This is a genomic window from Streptomyces nodosus, assembly GCF_008704995.1.
GTDB classification, from domain to species: Bacteria; Actinomycetota; Actinomycetes; order Streptomycetales; family Streptomycetaceae; genus Streptomyces; species Streptomyces nodosus.
On the sequence record NZ_CP023747.1, the window covers coordinates 211,577 to 230,902 of the forward strand.

Below are 19,326 nucleotides of genomic sequence, written 5' to 3' on the forward strand. Positions count from 1 at the left end.
CAGTGGCGCCGCCGCACGACCTGACCTGCTGGCCCCGCTTCAAGATCATCCCGTGGCCCTTTTGGGCCCGCGACGACAGGAACTTACGCCGGAGTCCTATGTTGCAGGCCACCGAGTGACGGCGACTCGCGGCGTCGTTGAAAAGCGCAACTCCGCACACCAGGCCCCGGGGATGTCATGGCTGATCCCCGGGACTTCGTGGTCCCGTCGATGGGGAGCCTTCAACTACCGCCGACTCCGGCATGGTTGCCCGGTAGATGAGTGCCCGGAACGGGTGGCATGCATCGCGTATGCGGATTCCTGTAGAAGTGCGTCCCGACTTCATCGAGAAGGTTGCCCGCCGTACAGACCCACTGGGAGCCGTGGAGGAGCTGGTCTGTAACAGTCTGGATGCTAACGCCACCGAGGTCCGTGTCGAGTTGGAGCTCGATGACTTCGGTGGTGTCCAGGCGGTGATCGTCAGCGACAACGGGCACGGCATTTCCAGCAGCGACTGTGGAGTCCACCTTCAAGGGAATGGGCGGATCGTGGAAGCGGACCACGCCGGGCACCGAGAGCGGCCGGCAGCTGCATGGCCGCCACGGCTACGGACGCTTCCGCGCAGATGGTGCTGCTACGAGAGGCGCTGCGGCGCCAGCCCACCGCGATGCCGAAGGTCCTCGATGAGCTGTTCGGCCTGTCGGGACCGCAGAAGGAGCGGCTGGAGGACCTGGTCGATCGCACTCCGCTGGCGAACCTGATCGCCGCCAATGCGGAGACGGTCGACCGCATTGACGCCCTGAACACGTTGCGCGAGCTGCTGTTCGAGTTCGAGTCTCGGTACACCCTGCGAGAGAAGGACCAGCTGCATCGCATGCTGGAGAAAGAGCTGTGGATCTTCGGCGATGAGTACAGCCACGCCGTGTCCGAGATCGGGCTGGCGAAGGCGCTCAACCGGCACCTCCCCCGCCTGGAGGGCAGGACTGTGCCCCAGCAGAGAGACCAACTGCACAACGGAACGAGCGGGCGACTCGATCTCCTACTCTCCTCTGTGTCAGGTTCCGGCCGTACGAAGCAGCAACTGGTCGTTGAGCTCAAGCGACCGCGCACGGTGCTGTCCGAGGCAGAAGTGGCCCAGATCAACAGCTACGCCTACGCCGTCACTACAGACGAGCGCTACCGCCACGATGAAGAAACCTGTTGGGAGTTCTGGCTGGTCGGCAACTCCATCGATGACGTGGTGCAGTAGCAGTACCGCGACGGATACGTCAAGAACGACGTCCGGGTGACCATCCGTACCATCACCTGGCGAGCGATCACCGACGCGTGTGAAGAACGGCTGCGCAAGCAGCGGGAACGGCTGAGCTACGCCTCCGACCAGACACGCAGCATCGAGTATGCCCAACGTGTTCATGCGGACGCTGACGTCGTCCCCCTTCTCGCCACCCGTGAAGACGACAGCGCCTGAGCTCAGCGGCAGCCCGGGCGAGCGCCAGATTACGGATGAGGCCCTTGCCTTCGGCAGGATGGGCGCATGACCGAGATCCGCACACCCCGCCTCCTCCTCCGTACCTGGCACGAAGACGACCTCACGCCGATGGCGGACATCAACGCAGACCCAAGGGTCATGCGCTGGATCGACGACGGCTCGGTGCGCGACCTGGACCACACGGCCGAGGACATCGAGCGGTGGGAGGAGGAGTGGGACGAGGAGGGCTTCGGACTGTTCGCTGTCGAGCTGCTGGCCTCGGGCGAACTGATCGGCTTCACGGGACTGTCCGTGCCCGAGTTCCTGCCGGAGGTGATGCCCGCCGTGGCGATCAGCTGGCGGATCGGCTCACAGTTCTGGGGCCAGGGATACGCGTCCGAAGCCGCCCACGCCACACTGGAGTTCGCTCTCCAGGACCGAGGCCTGGGCCGCGTCATCAGCATCAACCGGGTGGGTGACAACGCCTCCGAGAACGTCATCCGCAAGCTCGGCATGACACCCGAGCGGGAGACGACACACCCGGTGTACGGCTACCCGATGCGCGTTCACGCCATCGACCTCACCGAGTTCCAGGCATGAACCGGCCGAGCCGTCGATCACCACAAAACAGCCGACCACTGTTCCTACGTCCCCGAGCGCATTAATCGCGACGGTACGGACACCCAGGGACGGATGGCGTCTTCCCGTCGCTGACCTCCGCTTTCACGGAACTGCGGACAGAGCCAGATTCAAGAAGCCCCATCAGCAGTGGAAGCAGCACCCTCCCCCTGGTGTGCGGCGGGCGCCGACGGTGCCGCCGGCGCGAGCAGCCGGTCTCGGCGCCCTCGCCGGCCTCGGCTTCCGCGGCCTGGACAACGCGTACGTGACCCCGTGGTCGTCACCGGCTTCACAGCCAGCCGCGCTCACAAGCTCACCCCGGGCCAGAAGGATGCCAACCGCTTCCTCGCCGTCGGACGTGCACCGGTCGAGCACGGCTTCGCCCACCTCAAGAACTGGCGGATCCTCGCCAAGCTCCGCACCGACCCCGCCCGCGCCACCCATCTCCTGCGCGCCCTGCTCGTTCGATGCCTAGCATCCGATGTCGTGCCGTGCACCGGATGCAGAACAACGTGCGGTCCACTCGGTGGACGATGCCCGGCATCGTCACCACAGCCAGGCGGTGGAGTGCCGGCGCACGGCCGCATTGCCGATCCAGTTCTGCCGGGACCGGGGCCGGCGCGACTGCCCGGCGACGAAGCGGCGGTGACCGGCGTCTTGGAGCCGCCTGCGCTGCTTGCGCAGCTCCCGTTTCTTCGCCCGGTCGTTCTTCGGTATCCGGGGCCGCTTCCAGATCGGCTCCCACGGCGGAGGCTCGTCGAACACGGCAGCCCGCTCCTGGGCGGCTTCGCGTGCGCGAGCGGGGGCGTCCTCGCGGCTGGGTTCCGGTGTGCTCACGCGACTCCTCCTGTGGTCCGGCCCGGTGCGTGCTGGGCGCCGGGCTGCGAGATGCGCGGCGGCGGGGACATCGCCGGGGCGGGCTGTGGTCGGGGGCCGTGGGCGACGGCGCGGTCCGGATGCCGTCTGGAGCCTGGCGGCCATCTTGGCGGCGGCGGCCTCGAACATCCGGCAAGGCTGTTCCACCATGGCGACGTCGGTCCAGCGGGCGCAGCACGGCCTGGTCCTTGGTGTCGCGCGGGTACAGCGTGCGGAGGTCGGCGGTCATCATCCGTCGGCCGGCCGGGCGGGTGTAGTCGTCGACGGCGCTCTGCACGATCTGTTCGTCCAGGCCGGGCTGGTGGGGTCGGCCGCGCAGCGTGTAGGCGGGCGACGGCCGGCTTCCCGAAGTGGAAAACCCGGCCGTCGCCCCAGTTTCGGAGGCGCCGGTCGCTCTCTGCGGGAGCCTGGTCGCCGCTGCCCTGTCGGTCTGCTGGATGAGCGGTGCGGCGACGTCCGGCTGCGCTTGACCGCCCGCTGTGTCGCTGACCTTGTTCACCTTCTTCGCTGCCTCGTGGAGCGGTGCCGCAGTAGCTGGAGAGCTGGCAGGGGGTCAGCGGCTGATGCTCTCCTGGAGTGAGCAGTCCTCGTGCGAGTGGCGGGCGGGGAGGGTGTCGGAGACGTCGGGGCGGTTGGCGGCGGTGAGGACATCGCGGACGCGGCGGGCGAAGTCGGGGCCGGGCAGGGGCAGTTCCATGTCGGGTTCGCGAAGGTAGCCGATGGTCACGGCGGTGGGGATGTAGGCCATGAGACGGGTGACCGCTGTGGTGCGGGGGCGGACGGTGTCTTTGGCCAGGTGTCGCAGGAGCCGCAGGATCGTGGTGGTGGAGATGCTGTCGACCTGGTTGAAGCCCGGTGCCCACTCCGTGGTGGCGGGAGCTGGGCTGTCTGGTGCGGGCTGGACGTCGTCGGTCTGCTGGTGCCACCAGTTGGCGGTGGTGTTCTCTCCTTGAGCGAGGTGGTGGAGGTAGAGGCAGTAGGCGGCTGCGGCTTCGCCGCCGCCGGCGGCGTACTGCCACCAGAAACGCGCGCCGTCGTCGGTGTCGGTGAGTTGCAGGACGCAGGCGAGCACCAGGGCGCTGCGGGGTTCGGGGACTTGCTCGGTGACGAAGTCGACGACGTCGGTAGCTGGGGTGTGGGAGACGAACGTCTCGCACAGGGCCCGCAGGTCTTCGGCAGCCTCATTGACAGACCCGGTCGTGCCGTCGGTGTCGACAGGCGTGGTGGTGTCGGTGTCGTCGGTGGGGGACGGCGGCAGGTAGGGGGCGCCGGCGCCCATGGTGGAGACGATGTCGCGGGGCACTGTGCGGTCTCGGGCCAGTAGGGCCCTTGAGAGGATGCCTTCGATTCGGGTCACGGATGGTTCCCTTCGGAGTCGGGCTCGGTGGTCAGGGCGATGTCGAGGAAGCGGGTGGCATGCCGTTCGTCGGAGCGGACGGTGGCCAGCGGGGCGCCCATCAAGTCGGAGACGGTCTCGATGGGCATGCCGCACAGCCTGTGCAGGACGATGACGTCGAACTGGGGGTGGGGCAGCCGGCTCATCGCCTTGAGCAGGGCCAGCGTCTCGTGGAGTTGCTTCATGGCCGCGTCCTCGTCAGTGAGCTTCTGCAGGACCTCGGTCTCGAAGGCGGCGTGGAGGAACTCGGGGCGTCCGTCGACATGGGGCGTGCGGGACATGATGGTGGCGCGTACGACTTTCCAGGCGTAGCGGCGGGCGTCGGGGCTGGCGAGGGCGTTGGGCCAGGACAGCCAGAGCTGGTCGTAGGCGTGGTCGAGGGCTGTGTCGCACCCTTCGTAGGGGAGGAAGACGCTGGCGTACTCGCGGTAGCCGTCTTGGGTGAGGTCGCGAAAGGCCTTGTAGTCCAGGGGCGGGGCGGTGGGCCGGGTGGTCACGGTCACGCGTGCGGCGGAGCCCTCCACCCAGGCGGGGGACTTGTTGTGTGTCTCCAGCGCTGCGTTTGCCCACAGCCGGTACAGGGGCGAGTAGGGGATGCTCAGTTCGACGGCGAGGGGGTAGAGGACCTCCCAGCGCGGGTACATGCGGCCGCTCATCAGCTCGGAGATCTTGGATTTGGAGATGTGGAGCCGGCTCCCGAGCTGGCTCATGGTCAGTCCGGACTTCAGGTAGGCCTCGCGTACAGGCTGTAGCCAGGCCCGGTGGGTGCTGGTGCAGTCGGCGGTGATCTGCCCCAGGGGGCGGCCGGGGCGGCCCTTGCCGGAGGAGGCCGAGACGCGAGCCGGGCCAGCGGGCCGGGCCTGCCGTGTCTGCGGGGACGGCGGCGCCGGTTTGCTGGTGGAGCGGCGGCTGGACGGGTCGGGCTCGTCCGGCGGAACGGAGGGTGCGGTCACGGTATGTCGTCCTCCTTCTCGTGAGGGAGGACGGTCACGCGGTGGCCGGAGGCCGGGGCATTGTGGGAGCGGGCAGTACGCGTGATCTGCTGCACCGTCAGGCCAAGCGCGGGCGCGAGCACGACGATGGCCGTGACCTGCCCCATGGCGACCATGACCACGCTCCAGGTGAACACCGTGAGCGTGGCCGTGATCAGCCATATCTGCTTTCGTTCCATGGAACCTCCAAGTGGCCTTCTCAAGCCCGTCGGCCCATCCGGAGACCGGCGGGTCCCCGGGGAGGCGGGTGCCGACGCCGCCTGCCGAGGAGGTCAACCAGCATGGCCACACCAGGAGTTGTAACGCCACGTGATCATGAAATCACGGAACAATGTCGGACTCGTGATGGTCAACGACCGGCGCTCAGTGACTACTGACTACCGCTCAGTGAGCAGAAAACGGCACGTCGTACGCCGCATGCATGGAAGTTCCCGGTTTGCCTTGCAATCCGGGAGGCTAAGAACGTCAATGGAAGTAGGCGCCTCTGGTGTCGGCCTTCCCATCCGGAAGGGCTCGCTCCCGTGCCGAGAAGTTGGGGAGCGAGCAGCTCTGTTCTCGTCTGGCCGTCCTTACCGGCCAGACGAGAACAGCGCACTCCCCTCGGCACCCCGACCGTAGTGCAGCCCACTGACATCGCACCCTGATTGCGCCCAGACGCCCTGTGTCGCACAGTTCAGGGCGGCATTGGGTACTTCACTCCCCCGCCGATGTCCCCCGCCCTGACGTCGCCGTCGCGCTGACACGGCACGGGCGTGAGGACGACGCGCAAGCGGCTGAGCGGCGCCCCGATCCCCGGCCGCGGCCCATGCCGCCCATTCCTGGAGGGCGCCGCATTGGCCGGGACGACGAGACGGCCGGCTGGCCCCAGGGAGGCTGCAGGTTTTTTTGCGGGTTGCGACAACCTCAGGTGGGGCCGCACGTCTGGTGGCGTGAGAGGCGGTTTCCGGTACGGGATTTTCAGTACCGGCGCTGCCCGACCTGCCAGCATTGTCCTCACACTCTTTGGAGTCGTTTTCTATGCAGCACATCCGCGCCAAGAAGTCGAACCGTCCCCTGCGCACCTGGGTGCTGGGGTCGGCTGCCGGTCTCACCCTGGTGGTGGGCGGCGACATCGCGGCTCAGGCAGCCACCACTCTCGGCGACGGGTGAATCCTGGCCTCTGACGGCGGATCAAATCTGACCCTGTGGAGGACTGGGCAGAGATCCGCCGCCTGCACCGGCCCCCGACGGCCTGAAAAGACCCACGTGGGAGGCGGCCCTCAGCCTCATCCCATCTGGTGAGTCCGCGGTGGCACATGAGTTCAATGGCCGGACGGTCAGGGATCTGTCCCAGCGGTCGGCGGCCGTGGAGGTTCACGGTGCGGATGGCGGAAACCGGCGGTCCAAGAGTGGCAGCACGGCATCGACGCGGCACCCCACATGACGCTCGGGCCCCATTTCCCGGGCCGGACGGCGGTGCTGGGCCGGGGTGCGCAGCCGGACTCGGGCGGTGCGCGCCCGGCGGTGGCGCCACCCGTGCACCCGCATTCGTGTAACAGGCATGTATGAGGAGGCGGCGGGTGGAACGTTCCACAGGCCGAGTGGGTCTCGATGATCAGTAACGCTCGCTCGCAGCGAGCGCACGGCACCGACCGCAGAGGAAGAAACAATGCGCGTTCAGAGGTCACCGTTGCCGCCCTGACCCTCGCGGCGGGTCTCTCGCTCACCGCCTGCCAGGGGAACGAGGACTCCGCCGCGAACTCGAACGACTCCGCGGCCTCCCCCGTGTCCTCGAGCGCGTCCTCCTCGGCCGGCGCCTCCGGCGGCAGCGGCGCATCCGACGAGAACGCCACGGTCACCGGCGGCGGACCAGCCACCGCGCAGGGCAGCGGTAACGGAAAGATCATCACGGGCCCTGCAAGACGGCGGACCTCGACTTCAGCACCTCCCACGGCATGGCCGAGGGCGACCTCATAGTCAGCCTCAAGAACACCGGCGGCGACGCCTGCTCGGTCGTCATGCTGTTCCCCGCTACGTGTCCGCAGGACACGCATCACGGGGATTCAGACACCCACCCGTTCCCGACGCCTTTCCAGGACAGGGCGAAAACCACAGTGATGGAGCGGCTCGATCTTCTTCGGCCCGGTCCCCTTCGGACCGGTCTCCTTCGGAGCCCTGTTCACCACGAGGAGCACATTCATGACCAGTCGACCAGCTGACCGGATAGAACCGGAGCAGTCGCGAATAGCCATCAACACGACCCCCACGCGGTCGTTCGGGTCCGCTTTGAGAGCCGCACGACGCGACCGGGGGCTCTCACTCGGACAGCTGGCCCAGCTGGTCAACTACAGCAAGAGCCATCTCAGCAGGGTGGAGACCGAGGGCAAGGCGCCGACCGACATGCTCGCCCGGCGGTGTGACGAGGTACTGCGCACCGATGGCCTGCTGAGTGGTCTCGTCGACGCCGGCAGGTCCGGCCGCCGCGGCCCGTCGCTCAACCAGTTACCCAGGGCGGTGCCCGGCCTGGTCGGGCGGGCAGCAACCATGTCCGCATTGGACCGCACTCTTCATCTGCCGGGCGCGCGTCGCGACTCGGCAGAGTGCACCGTCGTCGTTGTCGACGGGCAGGCGGGAATCGGCAAGACCAGCACAGCGCTGAACTGGGCCCACAGTGTGGCGCGCCAGTTCCCCGACGGCGTCCTGTTCGCCGATCTGGGCGGCTTCGGCCCCGGCGCGCCGGCCGACACTGCCGATGTCCTGCGCCACTTCATGACGTCCCTCGGCGGACAGGTGGACGCGGAGGTGCCTGCCGAACACCTCGCAGCCCGGTACCGCAGCCTGATGACCGGCAGGCGCGTGCTGATCATGCTGGACAATGCGGCCGACCCGGGACAGGTCAGGCCACTGCTGCCGGCGGCCGGTGGGTGCCACGTGTTGGTGACAAGCCGGGACCGGCTGTCCGGGCTGGTCGTACGGGACGGCGCGGAGCGAGTCACGGTGCCACCGATGACCAAGGACGAGGCAGTACGGCTGCTCGAAGCCGTTGCTAGACCGTGGTTCGACCGATCAGCCGCGCCAGACATCGCGCAATCCTGTGGTTATGTCCCGCTGGCCTTGCGTGTCGCCGCCGAGAACATCGCCGGGTGGCATCAGTCGCCATTCGACGGCCTCGGCGGCGGGTCGGACGAGGCGACCACATTGCGGACTGTTCTGTCGTGGTCCTACCGCAAGTTGGCGCCTGCTGCGGCGAATGCGTTGCAACGCCTGGCGGTCACCGGCGGTGAGACCGTCTCACCGGCGACCGCGGCCGACCTGCTCGGCACCGGGGTGAACGAAGCCCACGCGCTGCTGGACGCTCTGGCGGAGATTCATCTGCTGCACCAGGTCGCGCCCGGCGCCTATCGTCTCGACCAGCTCACCGCGGCCTTCTCCGCCGAGCTGAACGAGACCCGACCGCTCCGGCCGGCGCCCGACGGCTTCCACTCCCAGGTGCGCCGCCTGCCGGACTCCCGTGCGCCGCAACCGCCTGTGCGCAACCAGGACGGGGTCCTCGGCGACACCGCCCTGACATTCCAGAACCAGCAGTAAGCGCCGAACCGGTCCAGGTAGGCGGGGCCGCTGAACCCGTTGAACTTGCGCTGGAAGCTGCCCGGATGCCGCGTTCGCCGATGGCACCGGGCAGTGCCGGCAGCGTCCTGCTCCGGGCGCGTCGCTTTTAACCACCTGTCACCGTGCCCGGAATGCCGCAGATCTCCGCCGCGGAGAGCAGCAGCGGGTCGAGCGCTGGGCTGGACCAGACCGGGTTCGTCACCCCGGGCGATGATGTCGCCGCCTGCGTCGACCGGTTCGAGTTGGTCGGCGCAGCGCGCCCCGGGCGTCCGGTCCACATGATCGAGGTCACCCACGCCCCGTGGACCGGGACGTGGGTCGAGAATCACGCCCTCACACAGGGGGCGCGGCAATCACGGGCGCCTGGTAGCCGCGCGACCTGGCCGGCGCCCACGCGGAGATCACATCACCAGAGCCGCCGGAGGCGACCGGCAGCGGTCTGGGCTTGGTCAGCAAGCCGCACTCTCGTCACACGTGTGCAGCACTGCGAGGGCCGACTCGAAGTCCTCTTCGGCCACCAGCTTGCCCGCCACCAACAGGTAGTCGCCCACGGGCGTGTGCAGCACTGCCTGGTCGCCGCTCCAGTGCGTGCGGGCCGTGGCCAGGTCGGTGCGGATCCGGCGGCGCAGCAGCAGGCCTTGCGCCGGCTGTCCACACCGGACCACGTCGCGGAGCTCGACGGGAGCGACGGCGGCCGGCAGGTTCTCCCGGCGGTCGAGTTCACGCCGAGCGGGCTCGGCCAGCACACGCATCAGCTCGGCGACGTCGCATTGCGGCAGCACGCGGGAGGTGTACCGGCCAAGTTCGAGCAGCTCGGGTGCCAGGTGGAACTCCTCGACGACCGCGGCGATGTCCGCGGCGGCCGGCAACCGCGGCTGCAGCACGTACAGGTCGAGGGCGTCTCTGGGGTGGAACGGACGCTGGAGCCCCTCCTCGGTGAGGCACACCAGCGCTGCCAGGACGGGATCGGTCGGCAGGGTCGTCCGCACCCTCACCCTGTCGAAGTCGCCGAGTAGCGCGGCGGTGGTCAGCTCGACCCGGTACTCGTGTTCCACGATCGGCTCGTCGGCTTGCCAGACCATGGTGACCAGCACGTTCCACGCTGGCTCCACGCCCATCACGGTCACCCAGATCTGGCTCGACTCGTCCGCGGCCAACCGGGTGACCGTCTGCCACAGCCGGCTCTCGTCCCGCGCGAGCAGATCGACATCGCCCTGCGAGCGCAACACTCCTGGCGGGTACAGCTGCGCCAGCGAGGGTCCCTTCAGCGGGACGACCTCGCCGTCGTCGGGCAGGTCGGCGAGCACACCGGCATACCTGGCGGCGCGGTGCCGGGCCCGGCGCAGCTCGGCGCCGGCGGTGATACCCAGGTCGACGCCCTCGTTCTCCAGCACCGAGAGCACCAGCGCGGGCAGCGTGTAGTGCGCCACCCGCGCGTTGTGCACCAGCTTGGCGAGGCCGTCGCTCGGATCGCAGTCCAGCAGCCCGAACAGCAGGTCCAGTGTGATCTCGGGTGCGGTGACGTGTGGGACCGTTACGGTGTCAGTACTCACCTGATCACCTTCCACCGCCGGTTCGGCACGGGCCAGCTGTTGTCCGTTGCCTGCTCAGCAGGAAACGCCGGCAGGTCCGCGCGCGACAGGGAGTACACCCGGAGTCGGTGCGGCCCGCGAACGGGCTCCCGCCCGACCGCGCGGTGCCCTCGGAGACGAAGCCGCGCTGTTCCGCCACCCGTTGCGAGGCGACATTCTCAGTCGCCGCGACCAGGACCATCCACGATCGGGGTGGCCGTCAGCGCCCATCGGGACAGCGTGCGACAGGCTGCTGTTGCGACACCGCGACCGGGTGCCGGCGGGCTCACCCAGTTCCGTTCGAACCGGACACCAGGGCTGGAACGTCCGTCGCGGGGCGCAATCATTCCGAATTCCGCACCCAACGGCATTCCCCCTGACGGCAGCGCTCATTCGGGAATCTCCGCTTTCCGGAGTTCCGACGCCATGTCGGCACCTATTGCTTGACCATGCGTTGCCGGGTTTCCTGCTGAGCAGACAACGGACAACGTCTGGCTCGCGGCGAGGTCGCCACGCCAGACTTGTCAAAGTCAGCAGCCAGCGGCCGACTACGTACAAGCCGTACGTGCGTTGGCCGCAAACTTGAAAGGAGTGACCCAATGCGCAAGCACGCCGCAGCCATGCGCCCGCGTCTCGACAAGATCAGCAAGATCAAGAAGCACTGACCGAACAGGTCGCACGGGTGGGCGTCACCGCTGTTCGGTGGCGCCCACTATTATGGAAATCTGGTCCAGGAGAATGCCGTGCTCGTACAGGAAGCGATTAATTCGGTTATTCGGAGCGATATGCGCACCGCCAGTATCTGCCTGGCCGTGGACATGGGCTCACGCGACGATCCCGGGGCAGCGTCCGGCGTCGCTCATCTGCTCGAACATCTGTTGATGGCTTCTCCGGTCCGGGACGAACCCTCGTTGGCCGAGTACGTGGAACGCACCGGCGGCCGGGCGAACGCGGAGACTGGGCTGGACCGGATGCTGTTCCAGTGCCAGGTGCTCGCGGAGGATCTCGCCGAGGTCGCCGATCTGCTGATCCGCGCCACGATTGCGCCCGAATACGACGACAACATCCTGGCAGCCGAACGCGCGGTGGTACTGCGTGAACTGGACGCCGCCGCGGCCGATCCCGCGGACACGGTGCAGGACGCATTCCTGGCCGCGCTCTTTCCCGACCATCCACTCGGCCGCCCGGTCGGCGGCACGCCGGACAGTGTGCGCAGCATCGACCCACAGGTCGTACGAGACCACCACACCCTGATGTTCGGCGGCCGCCGGCTGGCGCTCTCGGTCGTCGGGCCGAAGGCGCCCGACATCGACCAGGCCCGGTCCGCGCTCGCGGCCGATCTGCCGGTCGCGCGGCCGCTCGTCCCGCTCGGCGCGGTACAACACCAGGAGATCCGCTGGCCCGAGGAGTACTCCTGGGTCAGCATCGGCGGCCGATCGGCTGCGGCAGGCACGCCGGAGCGCAGCCGCTTCGAGATCCTGGCGGCACTGTGCGGTGCGAGTCCGTTCTCGCCGCTGTACCGCGCGCTGCGCAACGAGCATGGTCTGGCCTACTCATTCCAGTCCTGGCACCGCGGGTACGCGGAGGCCGGTGCCTGGCGGGTGCTGATCGGCACAGACCCCGATCGCGGCCCGGACGTCGTGCAGGTGGTGACCGCCATACTGCGCAACCTGGCGGAGCGCGGTCCGTCCGACGAGGACCTCGACGCGGCCCATCGACAGGTGTGCAGCGCGCTTGTGTTCGACACCGAGGACCCACTCGAACACGCCCGCCGGCTCGCCGCCGGCGCGGTGGCCGGTGCGCCGTTCTCCGCCGACGTGGACATGGCGCAGCTCCGCGCTGTCACCGCGGACGACGTCGCCCAGGCCGCTCAGCACATACTGCGGGATCTCGTGGTGACTGTACGTCCGGAGCCCATGCGATGACTGTGACGGACTACCTGGAGATGGCCGGTCAGGCCGACGTGCTGCGAGATTTCGAAGGCAGTCGGTTCGTGGCCGACGAGCAGACCGACCCAGTGAGCGGCGAGCGCCGCCTGCTGGTCACCTACTGCCCGGCTGCCCTGGCCACGAACGCGGACTGGTGGGCAGCGCTGCCAAGGATCGCCACCGACCTCGTCGACGCGCCGGACGCCATTCTCGTGCGCCTGCACCACACCGACGGCGCCCCGCCGCGGCCGTGGATCCGCCACACCAGCTACCTCCGCCACGCCGGCGGACCGGCCGCGGACACACCGTCCACATCGGACATGATCACGGTGCGGCGGGCGGTGCCGGAGGACGAGGCCACCCTGCGGCGCTGGGTCGGCCAAGCGCTGGTCAACGGGGCCGCCCACGGACCGGCCGGAACCCTCGGCGACACCGAGGAGATCGCGGCCGGACTGCTGGCCCTCCCCGGGCGACAGAGTTTCGTGGCCGAACGCGACGCAACCGCCATCGGCCACGCGACCCTGCTCTGCGCGGAGCGGGACGAGGTCACCGGTGAGGCGTACGTCGAACTGTTCGACGTGCTCGTCGAGGCCGACGACGAGGTTCGGCGCGCGGCCACCGACACGCTCACCCGTGCGTGCGTTCGGCAGGCCACCAAGGCCGGGGCTCCACTGATCGGCAATGTCGTACATTCCGTCACTGATGGCGGGGACGGGCACGGCGACCGCATCGTCGCGAAGCTGATCACTCAGGGATGGAATCCCGATCACGCGCTCTGGTACCGCCAGTGCGGGGTGACCGTGTCATGAACGCCGTCGTCACGGAAGCGCTGACCCGGTCGTATCCGGGCAAGCGTTCGGATGCGACGCCGTTCGTCGCCCTGGACCACGTCGACCTGAGGATCGACGAAGGCGAGGTGCACGGGCTGCTCGGGCCCAACGGCGCCGGCAAGACGACGCTGTGCCGCATCCTGTCCACGGTGCTGTGCCCGACCTCCGGCACCGCGCGAGTGTTCGGGCACGACGTGGACATCGCGCCCAACGAGGTCCGGCGGATCGTCGGTGTGGTGTTCGGCGGCGAGCGTGGGCTGTACGGGCGGCTCACCTGCAAGCAGAACCTGCGTTTCTGGGCGGCGCTGTACGGGCTGCACGGCTCCGCCCTGCGGGCGCGCGTCGACGAGCTGCTGGAGCGCACGGGACTGGCGAACCGGGCGGACGATCGCGTCGACACGATGTCCCGGGGCATGAAGCAGCGGCTGCACATCGCGCGCGGGATGGTCGCCGATCCGCCGCTGCTCATCTTCGACGAACCCACCGCCGGCCTAGACCCGATCTCCGCCCGCGACTTCCGCGCCCTGGTCACCGACCTGCGCGGCAGCGGCCACACCATCATCCTGGCCACGCACGACATGACCGAGGCGGAGGCCCTGTGCGACCGGGTCACCTTCATCGACCGCGGCCGGGTGATCGCTACCGAGAACACCATCGGAATACGAAATCTCGTCGCCCGTGTCGACGCCGTCGAAGCGCGGCAGGTGCCCCCCGACATCGTGGTCGGCCTCCGCGGAGTTTCCGGCGTGCGCGCTGTCGAACAGGCGGCGGACGACTCGATCCGGGTGCTGACCGACAGCGAGACAACGACCCGAGCGGTGCTGACCTTCCTGCTGGAGGCCGGCGTGAGCCAGCTGAACACCCCCGGCCCGACGCTGGCCGACGTGTACCTCAGCCTCATAGAGGACCGTGGGATGGCGGTCCGGTGACACGGCAGTTCTGGGCCGCGGTCACCCTCCAGCTCCGGCTGTCCGCCGCCACCCCCGATTCCTATCTGATCTGCGTCACCACCCCACTGTTCACCACGTTCATCGTCACCGTGGACCGGTGGACCGGGCACCAGACGCAGATCGGCAACGCCGTGGTCGCGCCCACGCTGATGGCACTGTGGATGCTCGCCCTGTCGGTGGCCGGCAACGCGATCACCGAGGACCGGCTCCTCGGCACGTTGGAGGCGCAGCTCGGCGCCCCGGCGCCGCTGGCCGTCACGCTGTTCGGGCGGATGTGCTCGGTCGCGCTCATCGGGCTGGTCGCGTTTGCCGAGGCCTGGACCACAGTCAGCCTGCTGGGCGGCACCGGCTGGATGCCGGTGCCGCACCCGGTGGTGCTGATCTGTTGCCTGGTCACCAGCAGCTTGGCCGCCGCAGGCACGACCACCCTGCTCGCGCCGCTCTACGTGCTGTTGCCTTCCGCCCGGGTCCTGCAGAACACCCTGAGCTATCCGCTCTACCTGCTCGGCGGCCTGGCGGTACCCCTGACCATGTTCCCCTGGTGGCTGCGGACCGTGACGCACTTGATCTTCCTGACCTGGTCCGCGGACCTGATGCGAGCCAGTCTCGCCCCGGCTGCCGTCACCGCCGCCCCCTTGCGGCTGCTGGCGATCGTGGCACTCGGCGCCGCGGGTTTCCTCATCGGAACGGTCCTGATGCGCCGGATGATCGACCGAGCATGCCGGGAGGGCACCGTGGTGCTGACATGAGCCGCACGTTGCGGGTGGTCACCTACAGCGCGGCCAACGCTGCGGCCGACATGCGTGCCATCTATACCTGGCGCATCTGGTTGTTCGGCTGGCTGGGCCGGATGCTGGCGCAGGCCGTCTTCTTCACTCTCCTGGGGCGCTCCGCCGGCAGCCTGTCCCATACCGAGTACCTCGCGGTCGGCAGCTGCCTCATGAGCAGTGTGATCGAGTGCATGGCTGTGATTCCGTCGACGACTTGGGAGCGCGCCGCCGGCACGCTGGAGTTCCTCGCCGCAGCCCCGAGCCGCCCGGTCTGGGTGTTCTTCGGGCGCAGCCTCCAGTGGCCGGCCAGCGCCAGCGTGACCACGCTCGTATCGATGTTCACCGTCGGCCCGCTGTTCGGCGTGGCCTGGCGGCCGAGCCAGGTCCCCGCGCTGGTTGGCCTCATCGTGCTGACCTCGCTGTCCACCTACTGCTTCGGCCTGCTGCTCGCGGCCCTCGTACTCAACGCGAATGGGGCCCGCAACCTGGTGGCGAACGGCGTGTCGCTCACCATGATGATCATCTGCGGCGTGCAGATCCCGGTGGAACGCTGGCCCGCGGTCGTGCGCGTCGTCGCGCTCGCGCTACCGCCCACTTGGACCCTGCGGGCGGTGCGCGCGGTTCTGGCCAACGACGGAACCACCGCCCTGGCCGCCGCCGGCGCGGCCGCCGTGCTGGGCGTCGGCTGGCTTGTCGCGGCGGACGTGATGTTCACGATGTTCCTGAACCGCAGCAGACGCACTGGTCGGACCGACCACTTCTAGCGCGTGTCGTGTCGTGATGTGGTCGCGGGTGGGGTCCAGCGTGCCGTCCACGATCAGCACGGTGTCCTTACGGAACCGCTTGCGGGGCTGCAGTGCCAGCGACGGCCCGAGGTGGTCGATGATCCGGTCAGCCGCGGACTTCGAGACTCCGAACAGCGGCGCCGGCTGCCGCAGGGTCAGGTTCGTCCGCCAGTACGCGGCGACCAGCAGGACACGGTCCTCCAGAGGCAGGCTCCACGGTCTGCCCCTGCGCGCCAGGTCTGCCCCTGCGCGCCAGGTCCGCGCCTTCACGCCGCAGCGCGGTGACCAGCTTGTCGAACTGTCGCGGGCTCAGCCCAGCAAACGGGGCTATCCATGACGACTCCGACGCCGTGATCACACCAGCCATGCGGCAGATCATTTCAGTTGCCGACACGTCTCCCTGCGGCTGATCCTGGGCCCCGGGTAAGCAAGGAGGAACAGGATGGGGCTCATGCTCTTCCCAGGAGACGGCGACGTGACCAGCCCGGACGTCTCCTGGTCCTACACCGGCTTCAACATGTTCAAGGAGTGGCCGGCCCACACGGAGGGACTCACCCTTGCTGAGATGAATGGATTCGGTGGCGACCGCATGTGGAGCAGCATCTCCACCACGCTGGCACCGCTGCTCGACCATCCAGACGATGACGGCTCTCTCACGCCCGTTCATTGCGCAGCCATGCTGCCCAGGCTGGAGGCGATCATCGATCAGCTCCAACACGAGGACGGCTACCCCGTTCGCCAGCGACGCGTCGACGACGCCCGTCAACTGGTCACCGTCATGAAGTACTGCTTGGACAAGGACGTCGAGCTCATCTTCGGATGACCGCCGCAGGCAGTCTCCCGTCGGAGATGACCAGCAGTCACGGGACAGCCCTTAGACCGTGTCCTACGTGGTGAGGCGGATCAGTCGCCTGTAGCAGCAAAGGGCTGCGGCGAGTCCGAGAAATGCCAGGTTGTTGCGGGGATTGCGCTCGTAGCGGGGGCTCAGCCGACGGTAGCCGGACAGCCACGACATGGTCCGTTCGATGACCCAGCGGCGCCGCCCTAAGCGTTCACTGGACTCGATGCCTTTGCGTGCGATACGCACCCCGATGCGTTTCCATCGCAGCCATCTGTGCAGGTCCGCGCGGTCGTACGCTTTGTCCGCGTGGAGGCGCCGGGGCTTGAAACGGCGGCCGCGGTGAGGATCGTGTCTCGTTTGGTGGCCCTCGACCATCGGCTTCAGCCCTTCGCTGTCGTGGGTGTTGCCGGCGGAGACGCCGACGAGGAGGGGCAGGCCGTTGGCGTCCGACAGGACGTGCATCCTGGAACCCGGCTTGCCCCGGTCCACGGGACTCGGACCTGTGTGTTCGCCCCCTTTTTAGCGCGGACATGGGCGGTGTCCAGGACGACGCGGGTGACGTCGATGAGGCCGGCGTCGTCCAGTCGGTGCAGCACGGCCTCGTGCAGACGGCCCCAGACCCCGGCTCTCGACCAGATCAGGAACCTGCGGTGCGCGGTCGACTTCGATATGCCGAAACAGGGCGGCAAAGCCCGCCAGGCGCAGCCGCTGACCAGCACGTAGACGATCGCCGCGAACAGCGTCTCATCAGGTGTGTCCTGCTCCCTCCGCCCTGCGGCCGCACCTTCGACGGAGGGATCAGCGGCTTCGCGATCTCCCACAGCCCGTCCGGAACAATCCAACTCCACATGCCCCGCCCCATGGACGGACCAACGACCGCCTCACCACGCAGAACACGGTCTTAGCGCCCCGACAGCCGACGTTCGCCCCGTCGCGACGCCCGGCACGCTCCCCCACTGCCTCAAGGGCCTGGGAGGTGCCCCCACTCGCCGCACCGGGCACCAGCCCAAGTACATCCAGTACGAGGGCTTGCGCTCAACACCCTCCAGGCGCTGCACCGTACCAGGCTGGTGGCACTGGGAACCTTTTCCAACCTGCTGACTGGATCCGGCAGTTGGCGTGGGGATCGCCACCCCGCGCGTGGTGCCCTCCGCCGGCGCCTGCTCCAAGCGGTCCAGCGACGTACAGTGCTTGGTCTGGAGAGCGGTGATGAACTCTCCGGCGTCCGGTGGCTGGCCCAGCGCGGCGTGCACGTCCCCATTGCCCTCGAGATCCGCGGGCAGGTCGTCCTCCCGGTCACGCCATCGGTTCGCCCCCACCACTCAGATCTGCCGCCTGCGCACGGCGTCCCGCGAGTCGCCGCGTTGAGTGCGGTGTTCCACGTCGCCCGGATCCACCCGCCGGCTCCTGACCGCACCGGGCGTGTCTGCGGACGATGTCGCGCGTACGCTGCGGCACGGCGAGAGGAATGGCCGGCGCAAGACGGTCGGCGAGCCGGTCCTGTTCAGCCGCCTGGCCGACAAGACCGAACGCAACGCCTTCGTGGGCAACCTCCTGGCGCCCCTTCACAAGACCTCGGGCTGGTGAATCCGCGGCAACGAGAAAGTCCTGGTCTACCTGTGCGACGCCGCGTTCGCGCCGCGAACCCGGACCAGGCCCACGCTGGAGTACGGCAGTTCGTCGACCTCCTCCACAGGCACGTCGCGCTGCTTGGCGAGCAGCCGCACAAGGTCGAGGTCGGCGCTCGCCCCGCGCCGGACCAGGATCCGCCACGGGACGCGGCGCAGCAGTACGCGGATGGTCTCGCTGACGCCGGGCTTGACGAACCTGGTGTTGTGGATGCCGTACTCCTCGCTGATCCGCTCGACGGCTGCCCACCCCCACCATGTGGGCGTACGGTCGGCGGCGGCCAGTTCCTTGGCGTCGGCGGCGACGTCGGCCTCGACGTCCGGGAAACGGGCGGAGACCGTGTCGAGGAATTCGCGGGAGACGTCGGCGTCGGCGAGCTCACGGTAGAACTTGGCTCCGTGGAAATCGTGCGGGCCGACGAGGTCGGCACGGAGAACACTCCGCGATATCAGCCCGGCAACGGTGGAGTTGAGACAGGCGGAGGGGATGAGGATGTCGTCGCGCGAGCCATAGGTCTCCACGCACGAGCCGGGGTCGGCGAGGACCGTGAGGCGCGGGTCGAAGGGGGTGCCGCGCAGTTCCTCGGCCAGTTGGCGGGTGACGGAGCCCTTACCGGTCCAGCCGTCGACGAAGACGACATCGGCCGGGTCGTGGTGGTCGGCCAGCCACTGCAGGGCGGTGGTGTCGATGCCGCGGCCGAAGATCATGGAGAGCGCGTAGTGCGGCAGGTCGAGACCGTGCGCATGCCGTGCCCAATGGCGCATCAGCACGCCTACGGGGGTGCCGGCGCGGAGGAGCGAAACGAGGACGGGGCGGGGTGACCGCTCGCTGAGCACGGTCTCGGTGACGACACCGATGGCACGGGCGGTACGGACCGCGGAATCCTCGAGCGCGGCCCGGTAGAGGTCCAGGTACGACGCATCCGGCTGGTACTCGATGGGCAGCGCCTCGCGGTAGCGGGCGCCGCCGCCCAGGACGGCTTCCTCGCGCTCCTCCGTGGGGGTGGTCTCAAGGGCCACTCCAGAGAGGTCCTTAAGCAGCCAGCCGACATCCTCGGGGGCGTACGAGGAAAACGCGGGGCCGCGCAAGGGAGTACCGGAAGCAC

17 protein-coding genes and 4 pseudogenes are annotated in these 19,326 nt (G+C 68.6%); 13 read left to right on the forward strand and 8 right to left on the reverse strand.

Annotation, left to right across the window (positions count from 1 at the left end; translation table 11 throughout):
• Positions 1 to 290: 290 nt before the first annotated feature.
• The 4 genes and pseudogenes from CP978_RS35390 to CP978_RS01055 form a co-directional block, all read left to right on the forward strand.
• Positions 291 to 437, forward strand: a pseudogene (locus CP978_RS35390) (hypothetical protein); the annotation flags it as partial.
• Between the two features lie 167 nt (positions 438 to 604).
• Positions 605 to 1,228 (forward strand): hypothetical protein, encoded by a 624-nt coding sequence (locus CP978_RS35395; RefSeq protein ID WP_227745671.1) that lies wholly within the window; start codon positions 605 to 607, stop codon positions 1,226 to 1,228.
• Positions 1,229 to 1,264: 36 nt separating this feature from the next.
• Positions 1,265 to 1,447, forward strand: a complete 183-nt coding sequence (locus CP978_RS35400; RefSeq protein ID WP_144401408.1) for a hypothetical protein — start codon at positions 1,265 to 1,267, stop codon at positions 1,445 to 1,447.
• A 66-nt stretch (positions 1,448 to 1,513) separates the two neighbouring features.
• On the forward strand, positions 1,514 to 2,047 hold the full coding sequence (locus tag CP978_RS01055; RefSeq protein WP_043436786.1) for a GNAT family N-acetyltransferase: 534 nt from the start codon (positions 1,514 to 1,516) through the stop codon (positions 2,045 to 2,047).
• Between the two features lie 564 nt (positions 2,048 to 2,611).
• On the opposite strand, the gene CP978_RS01065 is transcribed toward CP978_RS01055, so the two are convergent.
• The 4 genes from CP978_RS01065 to CP978_RS01085 all read right to left on the reverse strand — a co-directional run bounded on the left by CP978_RS01065 (position 2,612) and on the right by CP978_RS01085 (position 5,508).
• Entirely contained in the window at positions 2,612 to 2,902 is a 291-nt protein-coding gene (locus CP978_RS01065) for a hypothetical protein (RefSeq protein WP_043436788.1), read from the reverse strand.
• Between the two features lie 592 nt (positions 2,903 to 3,494).
• The gene (locus tag CP978_RS01075; RefSeq protein ID WP_052453902.1) at positions 3,495 to 4,298 is read right to left on the reverse strand and encodes a hypothetical protein; all 804 of its coding nucleotides are present in this window, start codon (positions 4,296 to 4,298) and stop codon (positions 3,495 to 3,497) included.
• Positions 4,295 to 5,290, reverse strand: coding sequence for a sigma factor-like helix-turn-helix DNA-binding protein (locus CP978_RS01080; protein WP_107070329.1), 996 nt, complete (start codon positions 5,288 to 5,290; stop codon positions 4,295 to 4,297). The genes CP978_RS01075 and CP978_RS01080 overlap by 4 nt, the downstream gene beginning before the upstream one ends.
• Positions 5,287 to 5,508, reverse strand: a complete 222-nt coding sequence (locus CP978_RS01085; RefSeq protein WP_043436789.1) for a hypothetical protein — start codon at positions 5,506 to 5,508, stop codon at positions 5,287 to 5,289. Before CP978_RS01085 ends, CP978_RS01080 begins: the two co-directional genes overlap by 4 nt.
• An 838-nt stretch (positions 5,509 to 6,346) precedes the next feature.
• Between CP978_RS01085 and CP978_RS36010 the strand changes: the two genes are divergently transcribed.
• Both CP978_RS36010 and CP978_RS01090 read left to right on the forward strand, forming a co-directional pair.
• On the forward strand, positions 6,347 to 6,478 hold the full coding sequence (locus CP978_RS36010) for a hypothetical protein (protein WP_260421106.1): 132 nt from the start codon (positions 6,347 to 6,349) through the stop codon (positions 6,476 to 6,478).
• Between the two features lie 1,029 nt (positions 6,479 to 7,507).
• Entirely contained in the window at positions 7,508 to 8,896 is a 1,389-nt protein-coding gene (locus tag CP978_RS01090; protein ID WP_079161940.1) for a helix-turn-helix domain-containing protein, read from the forward strand.
• A 470-nt stretch (positions 8,897 to 9,366) separates the two neighbouring features.
• On the opposite strand, the gene CP978_RS01095 is transcribed toward CP978_RS01090, so the two are convergent.
• Positions 9,367 to 10,470, reverse strand: a complete 1,104-nt coding sequence (locus CP978_RS01095) for a hypothetical protein (protein WP_052453904.1) — start codon at positions 10,468 to 10,470, stop codon at positions 9,367 to 9,369.
• A gap of 761 nt (positions 10,471 to 11,231) precedes the next feature.
• Here CP978_RS01095 and CP978_RS01100 point away from each other — a divergent pair.
• From CP978_RS01100 to CP978_RS01120, 5 genes are read left to right on the forward strand one after another with little or no spacing between them, the layout of a single operon-like run.
• Positions 11,232 to 12,413, forward strand: coding sequence for a M16 family metallopeptidase (locus tag CP978_RS01100; RefSeq protein WP_144401409.1), 1,182 nt, complete (start codon positions 11,232 to 11,234; stop codon positions 12,411 to 12,413).
• Complete coding sequence (locus tag CP978_RS01105) at positions 12,410 to 13,225, forward strand: GNAT family N-acetyltransferase (RefSeq protein ID WP_144401410.1); 816 nt, start codon at positions 12,410 to 12,412, stop codon at positions 13,223 to 13,225. The genes CP978_RS01100 and CP978_RS01105 overlap by 4 nt, the downstream gene beginning before the upstream one ends.
• Entirely contained in the window at positions 13,222 to 14,175 is a 954-nt protein-coding gene (locus tag CP978_RS01110) for an ABC transporter ATP-binding protein (RefSeq protein ID WP_043447862.1), read from the forward strand. Before CP978_RS01105 ends, CP978_RS01110 begins: the two co-directional genes overlap by 4 nt.
• On the forward strand, positions 14,172 to 14,945 hold the full coding sequence (locus CP978_RS01115) for an ABC transporter permease (protein ID WP_043436799.1): 774 nt from the start codon (positions 14,172 to 14,174) through the stop codon (positions 14,943 to 14,945). The genes CP978_RS01110 and CP978_RS01115 overlap by 4 nt, the downstream gene beginning before the upstream one ends.
• Complete coding sequence (locus CP978_RS01120) at positions 14,942 to 15,730, forward strand: ABC transporter permease (protein WP_158508304.1); 789 nt, start codon at positions 14,942 to 14,944, stop codon at positions 15,728 to 15,730. The genes CP978_RS01115 and CP978_RS01120 overlap by 4 nt, the downstream gene beginning before the upstream one ends.
• Positions 15,731 to 15,748: 18 nt before the next feature.
• Here CP978_RS01120 and CP978_RS01125 read toward each other — a convergent pair.
• Positions 15,749 to 16,118, reverse strand: a pseudogene (locus CP978_RS01125) (transposase family protein); the annotation flags it as partial.
• A gap of 75 nt (positions 16,119 to 16,193) precedes the next feature.
• Here CP978_RS01125 and CP978_RS01130 point away from each other — a divergent pair.
• Positions 16,194 to 16,574, forward strand: coding sequence for a hypothetical protein (locus CP978_RS01130; RefSeq protein ID WP_043436802.1), 381 nt, complete (start codon positions 16,194 to 16,196; stop codon positions 16,572 to 16,574).
• Positions 16,575 to 16,637: 63 nt separating this feature from the next.
• Here CP978_RS01130 and CP978_RS01135 read toward each other — a convergent pair.
• Positions 16,638 to 17,454 (reverse strand): annotated as a pseudogene (locus tag CP978_RS01135) (IS5 family transposase).
• A gap of 560 nt (positions 17,455 to 18,014) precedes the next feature.
• Here CP978_RS01135 and CP978_RS34730 point away from each other — a divergent pair.
• Entirely contained in the window at positions 18,015 to 18,179 is a 165-nt protein-coding gene (locus CP978_RS34730) for a hypothetical protein (RefSeq protein WP_158508305.1), read from the forward strand.
• A 26-nt stretch (positions 18,180 to 18,205) separates the two neighbouring features.
• Here the strand turns inward: CP978_RS34730 and CP978_RS01140 are convergent.
• A pseudogene (locus CP978_RS01140) lies at positions 18,206 to 19,312 on the reverse strand (cysteine protease StiP family protein); the annotation flags it as partial.
• Positions 19,313 to 19,326: the final 14 nt, after the last annotated feature.